This window comes from Streptomyces ferrugineus, from assembly GCF_015160855.1.
Classification (GTDB): Bacteria; Actinomycetota; Actinomycetes; order Streptomycetales; family Streptomycetaceae; genus Streptomyces; species Streptomyces ferrugineus.
The window spans coordinates 9,737,415-9,752,086 of the sequence record NZ_CP063373.1 but is presented as its reverse complement, the minus strand read 5'-3'; the positions used below and the strand labels follow the sequence as shown (position 1 = coordinate 9,752,086).

Genomic DNA, 14,672 nt, shown 5'->3' with positions numbered 1-14,672 from the left:
GGCTTTACGTCTCCTGCACGGGCGCTAACCGGTGCACAGCGAATCTGGAGTCACTTCCGCACCGGACCCGCACCGGAGATGCAATGACTCGTACCGCACGCAAGTCCATGGGCAAGCGCGTAGCCATTGTCACCGCCACCGCCGTGATCGCCGTCGGCACCGTCGCCGCCGGTGCCGCGGTCGCCGGGCCCGGTTGGGGTCACGGCAAGCCCGGTCACGGCAAGCCCAGCGAGAAGCAGATAGCCGGGCTGTTCGACCAGTGGAACGCAAGCCTGCGGACCGGCGACCCGGAGAAGGTCGCCGACCGGTACGCGAGCGACGCGGTGCTGCTGCCCACCCTGTCCAACAAGGTCCGCGCCGACCGCGCCGGAATCGTCGACTACTTCGACCACTTCCTGGACAACAAGCCGGTCGGCACGAAGATCGAGACGCACATCAACGTCCTCGACGCCAACTCCGCCATCGACGCGGGGGTGTACGAGTTCGCGCTCACCGACCCCGAGACCGGTGAGAAGAGCACGGCCAAGGCGCGCTACACCTACGAGTACGAGAAGCGTGACGGCGAGTGGCTCATCGTCAACCACCACTCCTCGAAGATGCCCGAAGGCTGATCGTCACCTTCAGCCCGCCCCGGGGAGCGTCCCCGAGCGTCACGGTCCCGCCGTCGTCCGTCACCAGACGCTTGACGACGGCGAGGCCGAGACCGGAGCCGGCCTTCCCGGTCAGGCCCTTGCCGCGCCAGAAGCGGTCGAAGGCACGGGACTTGTCGGTGTCCGACATCCCGGGGCCCTCGTCGAGAACCGAGAGCACCACTTCGTCGCCCCTCGGCTCCACCTGGACGGTGATCGTGCCGCCGTCCGGTGACACCTCCAGGGCGTTCGAGAGCACGTTGTCCAGGACCTGGTCGAGATGGCCGGGGCTGGTCAGCACAAGCGGCCGGCCGTCGGCAATCCCCCTGAGCGTGATGGTGACTCCACGCTCGTCGGCGGCCGGCCTCCACACGTCCAGCCGCTCCCGCACGATGTCCAGCAGCGGCAGCGGCTCCGCGGCCGCCACCTTCGCCTCCGCCCGGGCCAGCACCAGCAGGCCGTTGACCAGCCGGCTCATACGGACGACCTCGGCCGTCGCCTGCTCCACGTCCTCCTTGACGAAGTCGTCGTCCACCCCGTCCGCGATGTTGTCCAGGGACAGCCTGAGCGCCGTGAGAGGAGTGCGGAGCTGATGCGAGGCGTCGGCCACGAAGATGCGCTGCGAGGCGATCAGGGTGTCCAGGCGCTCTCCCGCCTGGTTGAGCGTACGGGCGAGGGTCTGTGTCTCCTGCGGGCCCGTCACCGGGGAGCGGGCCGACAGGTCGCCGTCGCTGAACCTGCTCGCCGTGTCGTTGAGCTGGCGCCACGGGCGGGTGAGCCGACGGGCCACCCCCGCGCCGACCACGGCCGCCACGGAGAGGACGGCCACCGCGAGGCCCGCGCGGAAGCCCCAGATCGTCCACAGCCGCTGGGTCAGACCACCGGTCGAGTACACGATGCGTACGGCGCCGACGACCGGGCCCCTGTTGCGGCCGTCGAGGTCCCTCTTGCTCTCGTGGGCGGGCACTGTGATCTTCAGCTCCGGCCCCCAGATGAAGGGCGAGCCCCAGTCGGTCGTGGACTCGCCCGTCTCCAGGGCCTTGGTGAGGGCCGCGTCCTGCTTCGGGCTCGGCATGTGCGTGTCGCAGCGCTCGGTCACCTCGACGTTGCCGGGTGTCTGGCCGGCGTAGGCCAGGCCCATCTCGTCCAGCGCCGCGCAGGACGGGGTGTTCCCGTTGCCGAGCAGCAGGGCCATGGTGTCGGCCTCACGCCGGACGGAGGCCGCGGTGTCGTCGCGCAGCTGGTCCGTGAGGGTGAAGGCCACGGGCACCGTGAACAGGGCGATGGCACCGGCGACGAGCGCGACGTAACTACGGGTGAGCTGGCGGATCATGACGCGCCGCCACCGCCGTCGGCCCCGTTGCCGCCCACGATCTCCAGCCGGAACCCGACCCCCCGCACCGCCTCGATCGCGATCGCCCCGGCGAGCTTGCGCCGCAGCGCCGCCACATGCACGTCCAGCGTCTTGGTCGGCCCGAACCAGTTGGCGTCCCAGACCGCCTCCATGATCTGCTCGCGCGACATCAGCGCCCCGGGCTCCTCGGTGAGGAAGGCCAGCAGGTCGTACTCCTTGGGCGCGAGGGACACCTCCTCGTCGTCCAGGCGGACGCGGGCCGCCTTGCGGTCGATGGTGAGGCGGTCGCCGTAGCGGTCCGGGCCGGTCTCGGCGGCGGGCGTACGGGGCTGCACGCGGCGCATCACGGCTCGTATCCGCGCGATGACCTCACGCACCCCGAACGGCTTGGAGACGTAGTCGTCCGCGCCGATCTCCAGCCCGACCACCCGGTCCGTCTCGTCGCTGCGCGCGCTGATCACGATGATCGGCACATCGCCGCGCCCGCGCAGCGCCTTGCAGACGTCGAGCCCGTCGGCGTCGGGCAGGCCGAGATCGAGGAGCACGACGTCGTAGGGGTCGCTGTGGCTCAGGGCCGCGGCACCCGTGGTGACCCACGCCACCTCGAAGCCGTAGCGCAGCAGTCCTCGCCGGAGTGACTCGGCGACCGGTTCGTCGTCTTCCACCAGAAGTACCCGCACAGGGCGAACCATAGTGGTTGAACTTTAAAGACGACCGGCCGCCGAGCCTGTGAGCAGGCGATCTGCGGGCAAACCGCACTTACCACATGATCGGCAGCCGCTCCGGGATCCGCTTCATGAAGCCCGTCCGCCACACCAGCTGCTCGATCGGCACCGCCAGCCGGAGCTTCGGCATCCGCTCCAGGAGGGTCTCCAGAGCGACCTCGGCGTGTCTGCGGCCGAGGGCGGTGGCGGGGCAGTAGTGGCGGCCGCCGCCGAAGGAGAGATGGGCGGTGGCGTTCTCGCGGCCGAGGTCGACCGTGTGCGGGTCGGGGAAGGCGGCCGGGTCGAAGTTCGCGCCCTCGACGAGGACCAGCACCAGCTCGCCGGCCTTCACGTCCATGTCTCCCAGCCGTACGTCCTCCGTCGCCAGTCTCGGCAGGCCGTCGCCGATGGACAGGTTGACGCGCAGGAGTTCGTCGACGGCGGCCGGGATCCTCCCGGGGTGCGCGACCAGCTCGTCCCGCAGCTCCGGGTGCTGGATCAGCGACACCAGGGCCATGGTCAGGAAGCCCGAGGTGGAGACGACACCGGCGCCGAACATGGTCACCCCGACCGTCGCGAGCATCTCGTCGGTGAGGTGACCGTAGTCGGGGTCCGTGCGCAGCTCGGCCAGCTCGGCCATCAGGCCCGTCGTCGCCGGGTCGTCGAGCCGCTCCGTCATATGGGCGATGTCCCGGTCCCAGTTGAGCCGGGCGCCCGTGACCGGGCAGGCCGAGTTCATGAACGCGATGTCCAGGCTGCGCATCAGCCGGGGCGCGTCCCGCTGCGGGATGCCGAGGATGCGGCAGTGCATGCCCGCCGAGTACGGATCGGCGAAGCCGCCGCGAAGGTCCGCCGGGGCGCCCTCGCCGATCAGGGCGTCGACGAGCTCACCGGCGTGCAGCCGCATCCACTCCACCAGGCCGGGGCTCTTCGGGTTCAGTGCCTTCAGTACGGCCTTGCGCAGCCCGGCGCCGGTGATGTTCCCCATGTTGTTGACGACCTCGGGCGGGATCGTCAGCGCGTACTGGCGGGGCACGCCGGGGGCGGAGGTGTCCTTGAGGCTGAAGCGGGGGTCCTCCAGGACCTGCCGGCACAGGTCGTACGACGACACCAGCCAGGCCTCGTCCCCGGCGATGGTGCGCACGCGGCGCACGGGCGTATGGGTGCGCAGCTCCTCCACTTCCTCCGGGAGCCGGTCGCCGCGCCAGGAGAAGGGGAAGTCGATGACGTCCTCAGTGAGCATCGGTGGTCCCCTCGGCCGGCGTGACGATGGCGTGTCCCTGGTTGCGGGAGGCGCGCAGGCCGGCGCCGCGGGAGTAGAGCAGCTCGGCCATCGGCAGCAGCTGGTGGTAGCAGTTGAGGGAGGAGGGGACGCCGAGGATGGCGGGGGTGTCCAGGAAGAGCGGCGCCTCGGCGCAGACATAGGCCAGGCAGACCTCGCGCTGGGCGGCGCTCGCCCGTCCGGCCCGGCCGGCCAGGAAGGAGTCGACGAGTTTCTCGCAGGTCGTACGGAACTCGTCGTCGGTGGCGAGGCGGGCGTGGAGCCGGTCGTGGATCTCGCGGTACGCCGCGTTGCCGTGGAAGTCGGACATGGCGTGGGCGCGCAGCCGGGTGCCGCCGGGGTCCGTGGACCGTACGGCGCCGAGGACCTTGGCCCGTACCCCGCGCAGGTTCTTCACCGCCTTGCGGCGCGCGTCCTCGGGCGGATAGCCGGACGCCGCGTACATCTCGGCCACGTAGAGATCGGTGTAGACGAAGTCCACCCGCTCGAAGAGCGTCAGGCCCCAGCGGGCGAGGTCGATGACGCGGCGGGCGGAGAAGTAGCTGTTGCCGGGGGAGACGCCGATGACGGCGTGATCGCCGGCGGCGCGGATCACCTCGCAGTGCGGGGTGAAGGGCTGGATCTCGAAGAGGCCGGCCGGGGAATCCGTATCGGCTTCGGCCGGTGTGACGTGCTGGATCTCGGAAGCGGTCGCAGTCGTCAAAGGAGGGAATCCTTCGCGTCGCTAGTCCCGATGGAGCCTTGTGCCCCTGGTGTGGCGACGACGACGCGAAGTTAGTGTGCGACTACGGAGAGCGTCAATGGGCTCATGGCGACCGCACCTCGCACTAGTGACCTGTCCCACTTTCCGGAGTGCCCTGCCCCGCACCGGGCAGGGACCATCCCGGAGCGTTCGAATCTCACCATCTGGGAACCCCAAGGTCGTTTTCGGGCGCTCGATAGACTGAGCCGACACACACGGACTGAGCGAGGAGCGCACGTGGGCCTTGTCGTGCAGAAGTACGGAGGCTCCTCCGTAGCCGATGCCGAGGGCATCAAGCGCGTCGCCAAGCGGATCGTGGAAGCCAAGAAGAACGGCCACCAGGTGGTCGCCGTGGTTTCCGCGATGGGCGACACGACGGACGAGCTGATCGATCTCGCCGAGCAGGTATCCCCGATGCCTGCCGGGCGCGAGCTCGACATGCTGCTGACCGCCGGAGAGCGGATCTCCATGGCCCTGCTGGCCATGGCGATCAAAAACCTGGGCCACAGCGCCCAGTCGTTCACCGGTTCGCAGGCAGGTGTCATCACCGACTCGGTCCACAACAAAGCGCGGATCATCGACGTCACGCCGGGCCGGATCCGGACCTCGGTCGACGAGGGCAACATCGCGATCGTCGCCGGGTTCCAGGGGGTGAGCCAGGACAGCAAGGACATCACCACGCTGGGGCGTGGCGGTTCCGACACCACCGCTGTCGCGCTGGCCGCCGCCCTCGACGCCGAGGTGTGCGAGATCTACACCGACGTCGACGGCGTGTTCACCGCCGACCCGCGCGTGGTCAAGAAGGCGAAGAAGATCGACTGGATCTCCTTCGAGGACATGCTGGAGCTGGCCGCGTCCGGCTCGAAGGTGCTGCTCCACCGCTGTGTGGAGTACGCCCGTCGTTACAACATCCCGATCCATGTCCGGTCCAGCTTCAGTGGACTGAGGGGCACGTGGGTCAGCAGCGAGCCGATCGAGCAAGGGGACAAGCAGGTGGAGCAGGCCATCATCTCGGGTGTCGCGCACGACACCTCCGAGGCCAAGGTCACGGTCGTCGGCGTCCCGGACAAGCCGGGCGAGGCCGCCGCGATCTTCCGTGCGATCTCCGACGCCGAGATCAACATCGACATGATCGTGCAGAACGTGTCCGCCGCGTCCACCGGCCTGACGGACATCTCCTTCACGCTGCCGAAGTCCGAGGGCCGCAAGGCCATCGACGCCCTGGAGAAGAACAAGGGCGGCATCGGCTTCGACTCGCTGCGCTACGACGACCAGATCGGCAAGATCTCCCTGGTCGGCGCCGGCATGAAGACCAACCCGGGCGTCACGGCCGACTTCTTCAAGGCGCTGTCCGACGCCGGTGTGAACATCGAGCTGATCTCGACCTCCGAGATCCGTATCTCGGTCGTCACCCGCGCCGACGACGTCAACGAGGCCGTACGCGCCGTGCACTCCGCCTTCGGACTCGACTCCGACAGCGACGAGGCCGTGGTGTACGGAGGCACCGGGCGATGACCTACCGACCGACGCTCGCGGTCGTGGGAGCGACCGGGGCCGTCGGCTCGGTCATGCTCCAGATCCTGTCCCAGCGCGCCGACATCTGGGGTGAGATCCGTCTGATCGCCTCGCCGCGCTCGGCCGGCCGCAAGCTGGCCGTGCGCGGCGAGGAGGTCGAGGTGGTGGCCCTCACCGAGGACGCCTTCGCCGGGATCGACGTCGCGATGTTCGACGTACCGGACGAGGTGGCCGCCCAGTGGGCGCCGATCGCCGCCGCCAAGGGCGCGGTGGTGGTGGACAATTCGGGCGCCTTCCGGATGGACCCGGATGTGCCCCTGGTCGTGCCCGAGGTGAACCCGCACACGGTCCGGATGCGGCCGCGCGGAATCGTCGCCAACCCCAACTGCACGACCCTCTCCATGATCGTGGCGCTGGGCGCGCTGCACGCCGAGTTCGGGCTGCGCTCCCTGGTGGTGTCCTCCTACCAGGCGGTGAGCGGGGCCGGGCGGGCCGGCGTCGAGACGCTGCGCCAGCAGCTCTCCCTGGTCGCCGGCACCGACCTGGGGACCACCCCCGGTGACGTACGGCGGGCCATCGGCGACCACACCGGGCCGTTCCCGGAGCCGGTCGCGCTGAACGTCGTGCCGTGGGCCGGATCGCTGCGCGAGGACGGCTGGTCCTCGGAGGAGATGAAGGTGCGGGACGAGTCCCGCAAGATCCTCGGGCTGCCGCAGCTTCCGGTCGCCGTGACCTGTGTGCGGGTGCCGGTGCTGACCGGGCACTCGCTGACCGTGCACGCCCGCTTCGAGGGCGAGGTCACGGTCGCCAAGGCGCGCGAGATCCTGGCCACGGCTCCGGGGGTCGTCCTGTACGACGACCCGGAGGCGGGCGAGTTCCCGACGCCCGCCGATGTGGTGGGCACCGATCCGACCTGGGTCGGCCGGGTGCGGCGCGCGCTGGACGATCCCACGGCGCTCGAACTCTTCGTCTGCGGCGACAACCTGCGCAAGGGCGCGGCGCTCAACACCGCGCAGATCGCGGAGCTGGTGGCGGCGGAACTTTCGTGAAGTTTCGGTGCGCCCGTGTGCCCGGGTAAATCGCTGGGCCGTGACCGAATCGTTTGTAGGATCTGTGTGAAGAGTGTGAGCCGATCGATGGTCCGGACCTCTTGAACCGGGACAGGTCGGCATCCGAAGATTTTCCTCCCCGCTCTGCAACCGCTTGCAGAGCGGGGAGCGTCTTTGCGGTCGCCCTTATGGGTGTGAGACGCGTTTTTCTGGCGTGGGGACGCCATGAGCCGGGCGTGGGGACGCCCGTTCATACATGGACATAGGGGAAGAGCGGGTAGGCATGTGGGCGTTTGACGCACGGTCGGCTGTGCTGCCTGGCGCGAGAGGGCCGGCTGCGGAGAGTGGCGCAAAAGTGACGTCCGGCACGTACAACCCTCCTGGGGGGACGCGTGTCCAACTGGCGTGGCAGAGGTTCTCGACTTCAGTGCGGCGACCCGCGGTACGGCCCTACGGCCGCCCCGTCGGCCCGTCCGACCCGGCATGCCCGGCACGTCCGGCGGCATGCCGGTGATCGCGCCCATGCCCGCAGCGCGGCCCGCCCGCATACCCAGTCAGCGTGACGGTGCCGAGGCCGACAACGCCGCGGCGGCCGGCACGACCGTCGACCACCTCACCGAGACCTACCGGGCCCACTACCGCTCGCTGCTGGGGCTCGCGGCCCTCCTCCTCGACGACACCGCCTCCTGTGAGGACGTCGTCCAGGAGGCGTTCATCCGCGTCCACTCCGCGCGCAAGCGGGTGCGCGACCCGGAGAAGACGCTGGCGTACCTCCGCCAGACCGTGGTGAACCTGTCCCGCTCGGCCCTGCGCCGCCGCATACTCGGTCTGAAGCTGCTGTCCAAGCCGATGCCCGACATGGCGAGCGCGGAAGAGGGCGCCTACGACCAGCTCGAACGGGACTCCCTGATCAAGGCGATGAAGGGCCTGCAGCGCCGCCAGCGCGAGGTGCTGGTGCTGCGCTACTTCGCCGACATGACCGAGGCGCAGGTCGCCGAGACCCTCGGCATCTCGCTGGGCTCGGTGAAGGCGTACGGCTCGCGCGGCATCGCGGCGCTGCGGGTCGCCATGGAGGCGCCGGCATGAGCGGGGACCGGGACGCGCGGCGCGGTCCGGCAGGGCGCCCGGACGAGCAAGATCCGAAGCAATCGCACGCTGGGAACGGAACTGTGAACCACGGCCCCGACGACCAGGGCCCCGAGGGGCTCGACTCGGACGAGCTGGCACTGCGCCGCTTGCTGCGCGACGTGGTCCAGGAGATCGAGCCGCGCGACGGCACGCTGGACCACCTGCGGCAGGCGGTGCCCGCACGGCGGGCGCGCAAGCGGCAGGCGCTCGTCGGCATGGCGGCCGCGGCCCTCTTCGTCGGCACCGCCGTCCCGGCCCTGGTGCACGTGTCCAACTCCACCGGCTCCGAGGTCAACTCGTCCGTCGCCGGCCACGGCGAGCAGGCGCAGGGCGGCGCCGGTCAGGCCAAGGAGACCGAGGGCGGCCAGAGCACCTCGGGCGGCTCCTCCGGCAAGACCGAGAACCAGGGCAAGGGGAGCGGCAAGGAGGAGGACAAGGGCACCGGCAAGGGCACCGGCTCCGGTTCCGGAAGTCCCACCGACCCCTCGGCGACCACCGCGGTCGGCGCCACCGCCTGCACCGCCGAACAGCTCGGCACCTCCGGCGGGACCGCCGACGCACCCGACGCCAACGGCATCGTGTACGGCACCTTCCGCTTCAGCAACGTCTCTCAGGCCGACTGCACGGTCAGCGCTCCCGGCACGGTGAGTTTCGTGACCGGCGGGGCGGCCGACGCCACGAAGATCACCCAGGCCAGGCATGTCTCCGGCGACGCGGCGGTCGGTCTGCCCGCGCCGTCCCAGGAGCTCACCTCGCTGCTGCTCAAGCCGGGCGCCGCGTACGAGGTGCGGTTCGCCTGGGTCCCCTCGGAGACCTGCCCCACCACGGGCGACCCCACGACCGGCGGCGGAGGCACGGGAGGCGGCGAACCCTCGGCCGACCCGACCCCGACGGACAACACCGCCAGCGGGACCGAGGGCACCTCCACCGGTGGCGACACGGGCACCGGCACCACCACCCAGCTCATGAGCGAGGACACCACCGCCGAAGGCAGCGTCACGATCACCAACACGCCGGAGGCGGGATCGCCGACGGCCACGGTGACGGTGTCCAACGCGTGCGCCGGGGCGATCTACTGGACGGGTGTGCTGGACGGGGCGTAGTAGCCGTACGTAAGGCTGGGCGCCGGCGGCCCTTCGGGCCGTGACGGGCCCTCTCAGACGCCGGACGGGCTGGAGACGCGCCCCTCGTTCTGGTCCTGATCCTCGTCCGGCGCAAGGCCCAGCCGCGCGTCCCGCACGAACTCCACCTCGCGGCGCAGCAGGCGGAACCACATGAAGACCACGAAGCCCGCGAAGACGAACCACTCACCGGTGTAGCCGAGGTTCTGGAACGCCTTCAGGTCCAGGCCGGTGTCATTGGCGGCGGTCACCGGGACCGGCTTCATACCGGAGTCGGCCTTGTCGAGGGTGATCCAGGCGTCGTAGAGCTCGTAGGGCACCAGGTTCACCAGCGACGCCGCGCTGATCGCCCCGGTCTGACCGGACGGCAGGCCGCCGCGCGCGGGCACGCCGTTCTCCCCGGGCACCTCGGACGCCTGCAGCGCGCCGGTGACCGTGACCTCGCCGTCGGGTGCGGCGGGGGCGTCGGCCCGGTCGGGGTCGCCCGGCAGCCAGCCCCGCACCACCGGCAGGGCCTTGCCGCCGTCGGCGCGCAGCAGCGTCAGGACGTAGTAGCCCCGCTTGCCGTCCAGCTCCCGGTCCGGCACCAGCAACTGCTCGGCGTACCTCCCGCGCACGGTGGCCTGCCGGCCCGACGTCGCCTTGTCCACCGGCAGCAGCTCGGCGAGCGGACGGGCCGCCTCGCGCTTGTTCTCCTCGGCCTGCTCACCGGCGTCGCGATGGTCCGCGACCCGCGCCTCGAACCGGCTCAGCTGCCACGACCCCATGAACACGCAGAACGGGATGGCGAGCAGTACGAAGACGTTGATCCCCCACCAACGGGGCGTCAGCAGAAACCGGTACACGCCTTCAACGGTACGGGGCTCTCACGGAGGGCCGGCCCGCGGGGTCGGTTCGCGTCCGTCCCGTCTCAGTACCGCTCGACGAGGTGTTCCCGGCCGGCCGGGGGCTCGTAGGGCTCGGGCCAGAAGTCCGTTATGGACTCGATCCGATCGGTGCCGGTGAAGAACGAGATGCCGTACATCTCCTCCAGCCCGACCGTGAAGTGGATCCACGTCACGACCTGGCCCGGCTCGGCGACGATCCGTTCGACCCGCAGCCGCCAGTCCCCCGGGTACTCCCGGTTGAACCGCACATACCGCTCCCGGCCGCTGATCCGCTCCCGCGTCTGGGGGAGGGTGTACACCACGTCCTCGGTCACCGTCTCGGCGAACGCGTCCCAATCCCGGTCCTGGGCGGCGGCCCAGAACCTCTCGACCGTCTTGCGCAGATCTGTCATGCCGGGAAGTCTGCACCCCGGCACTGACAATCGCCCTGACCTGAGCGAAGGCGGTCTAACGCAGGGTGGCGGCGACGAGGCCTTCCAGGGCCTCGCGCGGCACCTCACCACCGCATACGAGCCGGTCGAAGATCAGTCCGTCGAGGCAGGCCAGCAGCGTGTGTGTGCGGTTTTCGACGTCCGGCACACCGCGCTCCGTCAGGAACGACCGAACGGCCTCGCGGCCGGCGTTCTCGCGGGGTACGAGGATCTCGCGCAGTTCCGGGTCGCGCACGCTCTCGACGGCGCAGGCGTAGCGGGCGAGTGAGCGGCGGCGGCCTTCGCCGGTGAGTCGCTCACGAGTGAGCAGCGTCATGCCGTCCACCAGTTCCTCGGCAGTGCGGAAGGGCGGGAGCTGCTCTGCCATCGTCTGTAGTTCCGCCTGGTCGAGTTGGACCAGGCGGGTGACGAGTGCGGTGAGCAGCGCGGCTCGGGTGCGGAAGTACGCCGACGTGGTGCCGGGCGGCACGGCCGCTTTGCGGTCGACCGCGCGGTGGGTCAGGCCGCGGATCCCTTCATCGGCGAGTACGTCGAGAGCCGCGTCCGAGAGGAGGGTGCGTCGATCCGTAGCCATGGCTCCTTTCTACACCTGTAGTAAGCCAGGTAAGGTCGCCTTTCTACAGGTGTAGAAGGGTGAGGGGTGGGGTCGCGTGGGCAGCACGGCAGTGGTCGTCGGAGGGGGCATCGGTGGACTGGCCGCCGCCATCGGCCTGCGCCGCATCGGACGGGAGGTGACGGTCGTCGAGCGCGCGTCCGTGCTCGATGACGCGGGGGCGGGCATCTCGCTGGCCGCCAACGGCCTTCGCGCACTGGACGAACTCGGCGCCGGCCGGGCGGTGAGGGAAGCGTCGCGAGGCCAGTACAGTGGCGGCACCCGCACGCCGGAGGGTGGCTGGCTGGCGCGGATGGACGGCGCGGCGCTGGAGAGGGCGGTGGGCACGCCGATCGTGGGCATCCCCCGTGCCACCTTGCACCGGCTGCTTCGCGAGTGCCTGCCCGCCGAGACACTGCTGATCGGCTCGGAGGTCAGCTCGGTTGAGCAGATCGGCCCTGGGAGAGTTCAGGTCGCCTGTGCCGACAGGGTCCTGGATGCCGATGTGGTGGTGGCGGCCGACGGAGTCGGAAGCAAGGTCCGCGGCCTCCTCTTCCCAGCCCACCCAGGCCCTGTCTACAGCGGCTCGACGGTGCTGCGCGCCATCACCGAGCAAGCGGTCGAACTGCGCACCGACTTCGAGCTGACCTGGGGGCAAGCCGCCGAGTTCGGGCACATCGCCTTCCCTGACGGGCGCGCCGAGTGGCATGCGGTCCTCAATCTTCCCGCCGGAACGCGGTTCGCCGACCCTCTGGCCGAACTGCGCCGGCGGTTCCTCAACTGGCACGACCCGATCCCCGCCCTGCTCAACGCGACCCGAGCCGAAGCCGTGCAGCACCACGACGTCAACGAACTCCGCACGCCGCTTCCCTCGTACGCGGTCGGCCGGATCGCACTGCTCGGCGACGCGGCGCACGCCATGACCCCGAACCTGGGACAGGGCGCCTGCCAGGCGCTGGAGGACGCGGTCACCCTGGCCGCCGCGCTCGCAACGGAGCCCACCGTCGAAGCCGCGCTGGCCCGGTACGACGCCGAGCGCCGACCGCGCAGTCAGTCGGTTGCCCGGGCCGCCCGTCGGGCCGGGCGGATGGGCCAACAGCTCTCCCACCCGCTGGCCGTCGCCCTGCGCAACACCGCGATGCGGCTGACGCCCTCCCGCTCCGCCGTGCGCATGATCCTCCGGCACCACGGCTGGGTCCCGCCACGGCTGGGGTGACCCGACTGGCGCCCCGCCAACTCACGCCCTGGACATGTCTTGGTTCGAGGCGTCGGCCTATGGTGCATTCAGAGGGCTGGTACACCATCGTGCAGGTAGAGGGGGCGTTCCGTCGTGAGGGCGGTCATAGCGGAGGTGAAGCGGCGCCGGACGCGTTCGCCGAGTCGGGCGCGGGCCTCTTCCGGATCGACGAACGCAACCTCGGCAAGCTCTTCATCCCGTGGGCGCAGCCGGTCGGCCTGGTCCCGAGGCAGCGTGCCGCCGTCGAAGACGAACGCGATCTGGTCATCCCATGGACCGTGCGGGGCCACCCAGTCCACCACCAGCAGCCCGCACAGCGTGATCTTCAGCCCAAGCTCTTCGAGGAGTTCGCGGCCTACCGTCTCCTCGGGTGGTTCGTTCGCCTCCGCCATGCCCCCCGGCAGGTCCCAGTCCGGTTTGTAGGTGGGATTCACGAGGAGTACGCGCCCGGCCGGATCACGCAACAGGACATCAGCCGCAACGCGCTTGCGGGCCTGCTTGGCGTTGCCTTCGGCAAGATAGGCGTTCCAGGCGTCTGTGTCGCCGGGCTCGGGTGCGGTGGGCCTCATGCGGGGGTGCCTCCCGGTGATGGCGGGATCAAGTCGGCCAGGAGAAGCATTCTGGCCCTGCGCGCATCGTCGAGGCGCACCAGGTACTCACGCACCGGCCGATACGCCTTGTGGTGCTCCAGCAGTCGGCGCAACTCGTCGAGTTGCTGGACGACCCGGACAGACCCCAGGGTCGGGCTCGTGCTCAACAGCGCGTGTGCGGCATGCACCGCGGCGTCCAGCTCCCTGCGGCGCACCTGGATGTCCACAAGGCTGATCTGGCTCAGCGCCAGCGACCGCGCCCGACCGGTCTCCCGTAGGGCGACGGCCTGTTCGGCATGGAGTAGGGCCTCGTCGAGCCGTTCCAGGTCGCGGAGGATCAGCGCGGACTCGCTCGCCAGGGCGGCGGCGTCGAACGGGCTCAGCCACGGGTGTTCGCCATCCGCGCCGCCCTCCAGGTCCCGCTGTACCGCTTCGAGTGCGCGGGCAGCGGGGACGTGTTGCTCGGCGGCGGCCAGGGCGCGGGCCTGCATCGTGCGCAATCGCCCGGTCAGCGCCGGAATGCGCGGTCCTTCCGCCGCGAGGTCGAGCCCGGTCCGTGCCCATTCCACGGCCGCCGCCGGGTCACCCGTCTCAAGGGCGAGATGGCTGCTGCTCGCAGCGACGTGGGCGGCCAACGGGAGGTCACCGGAGGTGCGGGCCAGCGGCAGAGCGCGCGCGAAGTGGCGCCCGGCGAGGTCATCCTGTCCGGAGTCGTGGGCCATCCAGCCGGCCATCTCCGTCAAAGCTGCCGCGGCGGCGAACACCTGCGGCCCGCTCGCCGTGTCGACGAGCCGGGGCGCCACCCGGTCCGACAGATGCCGCACCACGGCCCCATACAGACGGCCGCCGCCGGTCTGCCGGTCCGCGTTGCGGAAGTGGTCCATCGCCGCGAGATCGTCACTGTCCGGTGGCGGATGGCCCATCCGCTGGCGCTCTGGCGCGGCGGCAGGTTCCCATGACCGGCGGGCCAGACCTAGTAAGTGACCTGGGATGTGGAAGGCGTCGGCGATCTGCTCGAACAGGGCCAGCTTCTCCACCCGGCTCTTGCCGTTCATGTAGTCGTAGAGCCGTCCCTGTGTGATGTCGGCTGCGGCGGCGAGCCGCCGGGTACTCACACCCCGGTTATTGAGCATGCGGAACACGGCGCCCATGTCCCGCTCAACCAGTGCGTGCAACAGACGCTCATCCCCGAGCAGCCCGGAAATGATCACTCGCGGATCCGGTGACGGATGGCTCATCTGCGACTCCCCCGAGTAGCGGCGAACCTGATGCTACGTCCAACGGCTTTGCGGTGACTCCATGTTGGAGTCACCTCGCGGAGTCTCCTCACCCGGTCCCGGCGCCGTTGACTGGCTGCCAGCCATGAGGGAGACGCACCCGTGAACGCCTCCCCCTCGGCCGTCCCGCCCGC

General features: G+C 70.3%; 15 protein-coding genes. 6 read left to right on the top strand and 9 right to left on the bottom strand.

Going from position 1 to position 14,672, the window contains the following annotated elements; genetic code table 11:
- Positions 1–83: 83 nt before the first annotated feature.
- Positions 84–611: an SgcJ/EcaC family oxidoreductase gene (locus IM697_RS43435; protein WP_194043057.1), complete on the top strand. Its 528-nt coding sequence runs from the start codon at positions 84–86 to the stop codon at positions 609–611.
- Here the strand turns inward: IM697_RS43435 and IM697_RS43430 are convergent.
- From IM697_RS43430 to IM697_RS43415, 4 genes are all read right to left on the bottom strand, one after another.
- Positions 577–1,962 (bottom strand): sensor histidine kinase, encoded by a 1,386-nt coding sequence (locus tag IM697_RS43430; RefSeq protein ID WP_194043043.1) that lies wholly within the window; start codon positions 1,960–1,962, stop codon positions 577–579. The genes IM697_RS43435 and IM697_RS43430 overlap by 35 nt on opposite strands.
- On the bottom strand, positions 1,959–2,663 hold the full coding sequence (locus IM697_RS43425; RefSeq protein WP_194043041.1) for a response regulator transcription factor: 705 nt from the start codon (positions 2,661–2,663) through the stop codon (positions 1,959–1,961). The genes IM697_RS43430 and IM697_RS43425 overlap by 4 nt, the downstream gene beginning before the upstream one ends.
- A gap of 79 nt (positions 2,664–2,742) precedes the next feature.
- On the bottom strand, positions 2,743–3,930 hold the full coding sequence (locus IM697_RS43420; protein WP_194043039.1) for a cytochrome P450: 1,188 nt from the start codon (positions 3,928–3,930) through the stop codon (positions 2,743–2,745).
- A complete protein-coding gene (locus IM697_RS43415; protein ID WP_228044416.1) occupies positions 3,920–4,672 on the bottom strand; it encodes a cyclodityrosine synthase in 753 nt (250 codons plus the stop codon). Before IM697_RS43415 ends, IM697_RS43420 begins: the two co-directional genes overlap by 11 nt.
- 276 nt (positions 4,673–4,948) lie before the next feature.
- Here IM697_RS43415 and IM697_RS43410 point away from each other — a divergent pair, with 276 nt between their 5' ends.
- From IM697_RS43410 to IM697_RS43395, 4 genes are all read left to right on the top strand, one after another.
- Positions 4,949–6,226 (top strand): aspartate kinase, encoded by a 1,278-nt coding sequence (locus IM697_RS43410; protein ID WP_194043037.1) that lies wholly within the window; start codon positions 4,949–4,951, stop codon positions 6,224–6,226.
- A complete protein-coding gene (locus IM697_RS43405) occupies positions 6,223–7,275 on the top strand; it encodes an aspartate-semialdehyde dehydrogenase (protein WP_194043034.1) in 1,053 nt (350 codons plus the stop codon). Before IM697_RS43410 ends, IM697_RS43405 begins: the two co-directional genes overlap by 4 nt.
- A gap of 405 nt (positions 7,276–7,680) precedes the next feature.
- Positions 7,681–8,361: a SigE family RNA polymerase sigma factor gene (locus tag IM697_RS43400; protein ID WP_194043025.1), complete on the top strand. Its 681-nt coding sequence runs from the start codon at positions 7,681–7,683 to the stop codon at positions 8,359–8,361.
- Positions 8,362–8,444: 83 nt separating this feature from the next.
- Positions 8,445–9,506: a hypothetical protein gene (locus IM697_RS43395; protein WP_194043023.1), complete on the top strand. Its 1,062-nt coding sequence runs from the start codon at positions 8,445–8,447 to the stop codon at positions 9,504–9,506.
- A gap of 53 nt (positions 9,507–9,559) precedes the next feature.
- On the opposite strand, the gene IM697_RS43390 is transcribed toward IM697_RS43395, so the two are convergent.
- From IM697_RS43390 to IM697_RS43380, 3 genes are all read right to left on the bottom strand, one after another.
- Positions 9,560–10,369 (bottom strand): SURF1 family protein, encoded by an 810-nt coding sequence (locus IM697_RS43390; protein WP_194043021.1) that lies wholly within the window; start codon positions 10,367–10,369, stop codon positions 9,560–9,562.
- 65 nt (positions 10,370–10,434) lie between these two features.
- Positions 10,435–10,803: a nuclear transport factor 2 family protein gene (locus tag IM697_RS43385; protein WP_194043019.1), complete on the bottom strand. Its 369-nt coding sequence runs from the start codon at positions 10,801–10,803 to the stop codon at positions 10,435–10,437.
- 55 nt (positions 10,804–10,858) lie between these two features.
- Positions 10,859–11,416, bottom strand: a complete 558-nt coding sequence (locus IM697_RS43380; protein ID WP_194043017.1) for a TetR/AcrR family transcriptional regulator — start codon at positions 11,414–11,416, stop codon at positions 10,859–10,861.
- A gap of 76 nt (positions 11,417–11,492) precedes the next feature.
- Here IM697_RS43380 and IM697_RS43375 point away from each other — a divergent pair, with 76 nt between their 5' ends.
- Positions 11,493–12,650 (top strand): FAD-dependent monooxygenase, encoded by a 1,158-nt coding sequence (locus tag IM697_RS43375; protein WP_194043014.1) that lies wholly within the window; start codon positions 11,493–11,495, stop codon positions 12,648–12,650.
- 68 nt (positions 12,651–12,718) lie between these two features.
- Here the strand turns inward: IM697_RS43375 and IM697_RS43370 are convergent, their stop codons facing one another.
- Positions 12,719–13,240 carry an NUDIX domain-containing protein gene (locus IM697_RS43370; RefSeq protein ID WP_194043011.1) on the bottom strand — a complete coding sequence of 174 codons (522 nt, stop codon included), beginning with the start codon at positions 13,238–13,240 and terminating at the stop codon, positions 12,719–12,721.
- Positions 13,237–14,499, bottom strand: coding sequence for a helix-turn-helix domain-containing protein (locus IM697_RS43365; RefSeq protein ID WP_194043009.1), 1,263 nt, complete (start codon positions 14,497–14,499; stop codon positions 13,237–13,239). Before IM697_RS43365 ends, IM697_RS43370 begins: the two co-directional genes overlap by 4 nt.
- Between the last annotated feature and the right edge of the window lie 173 nt (positions 14,500–14,672).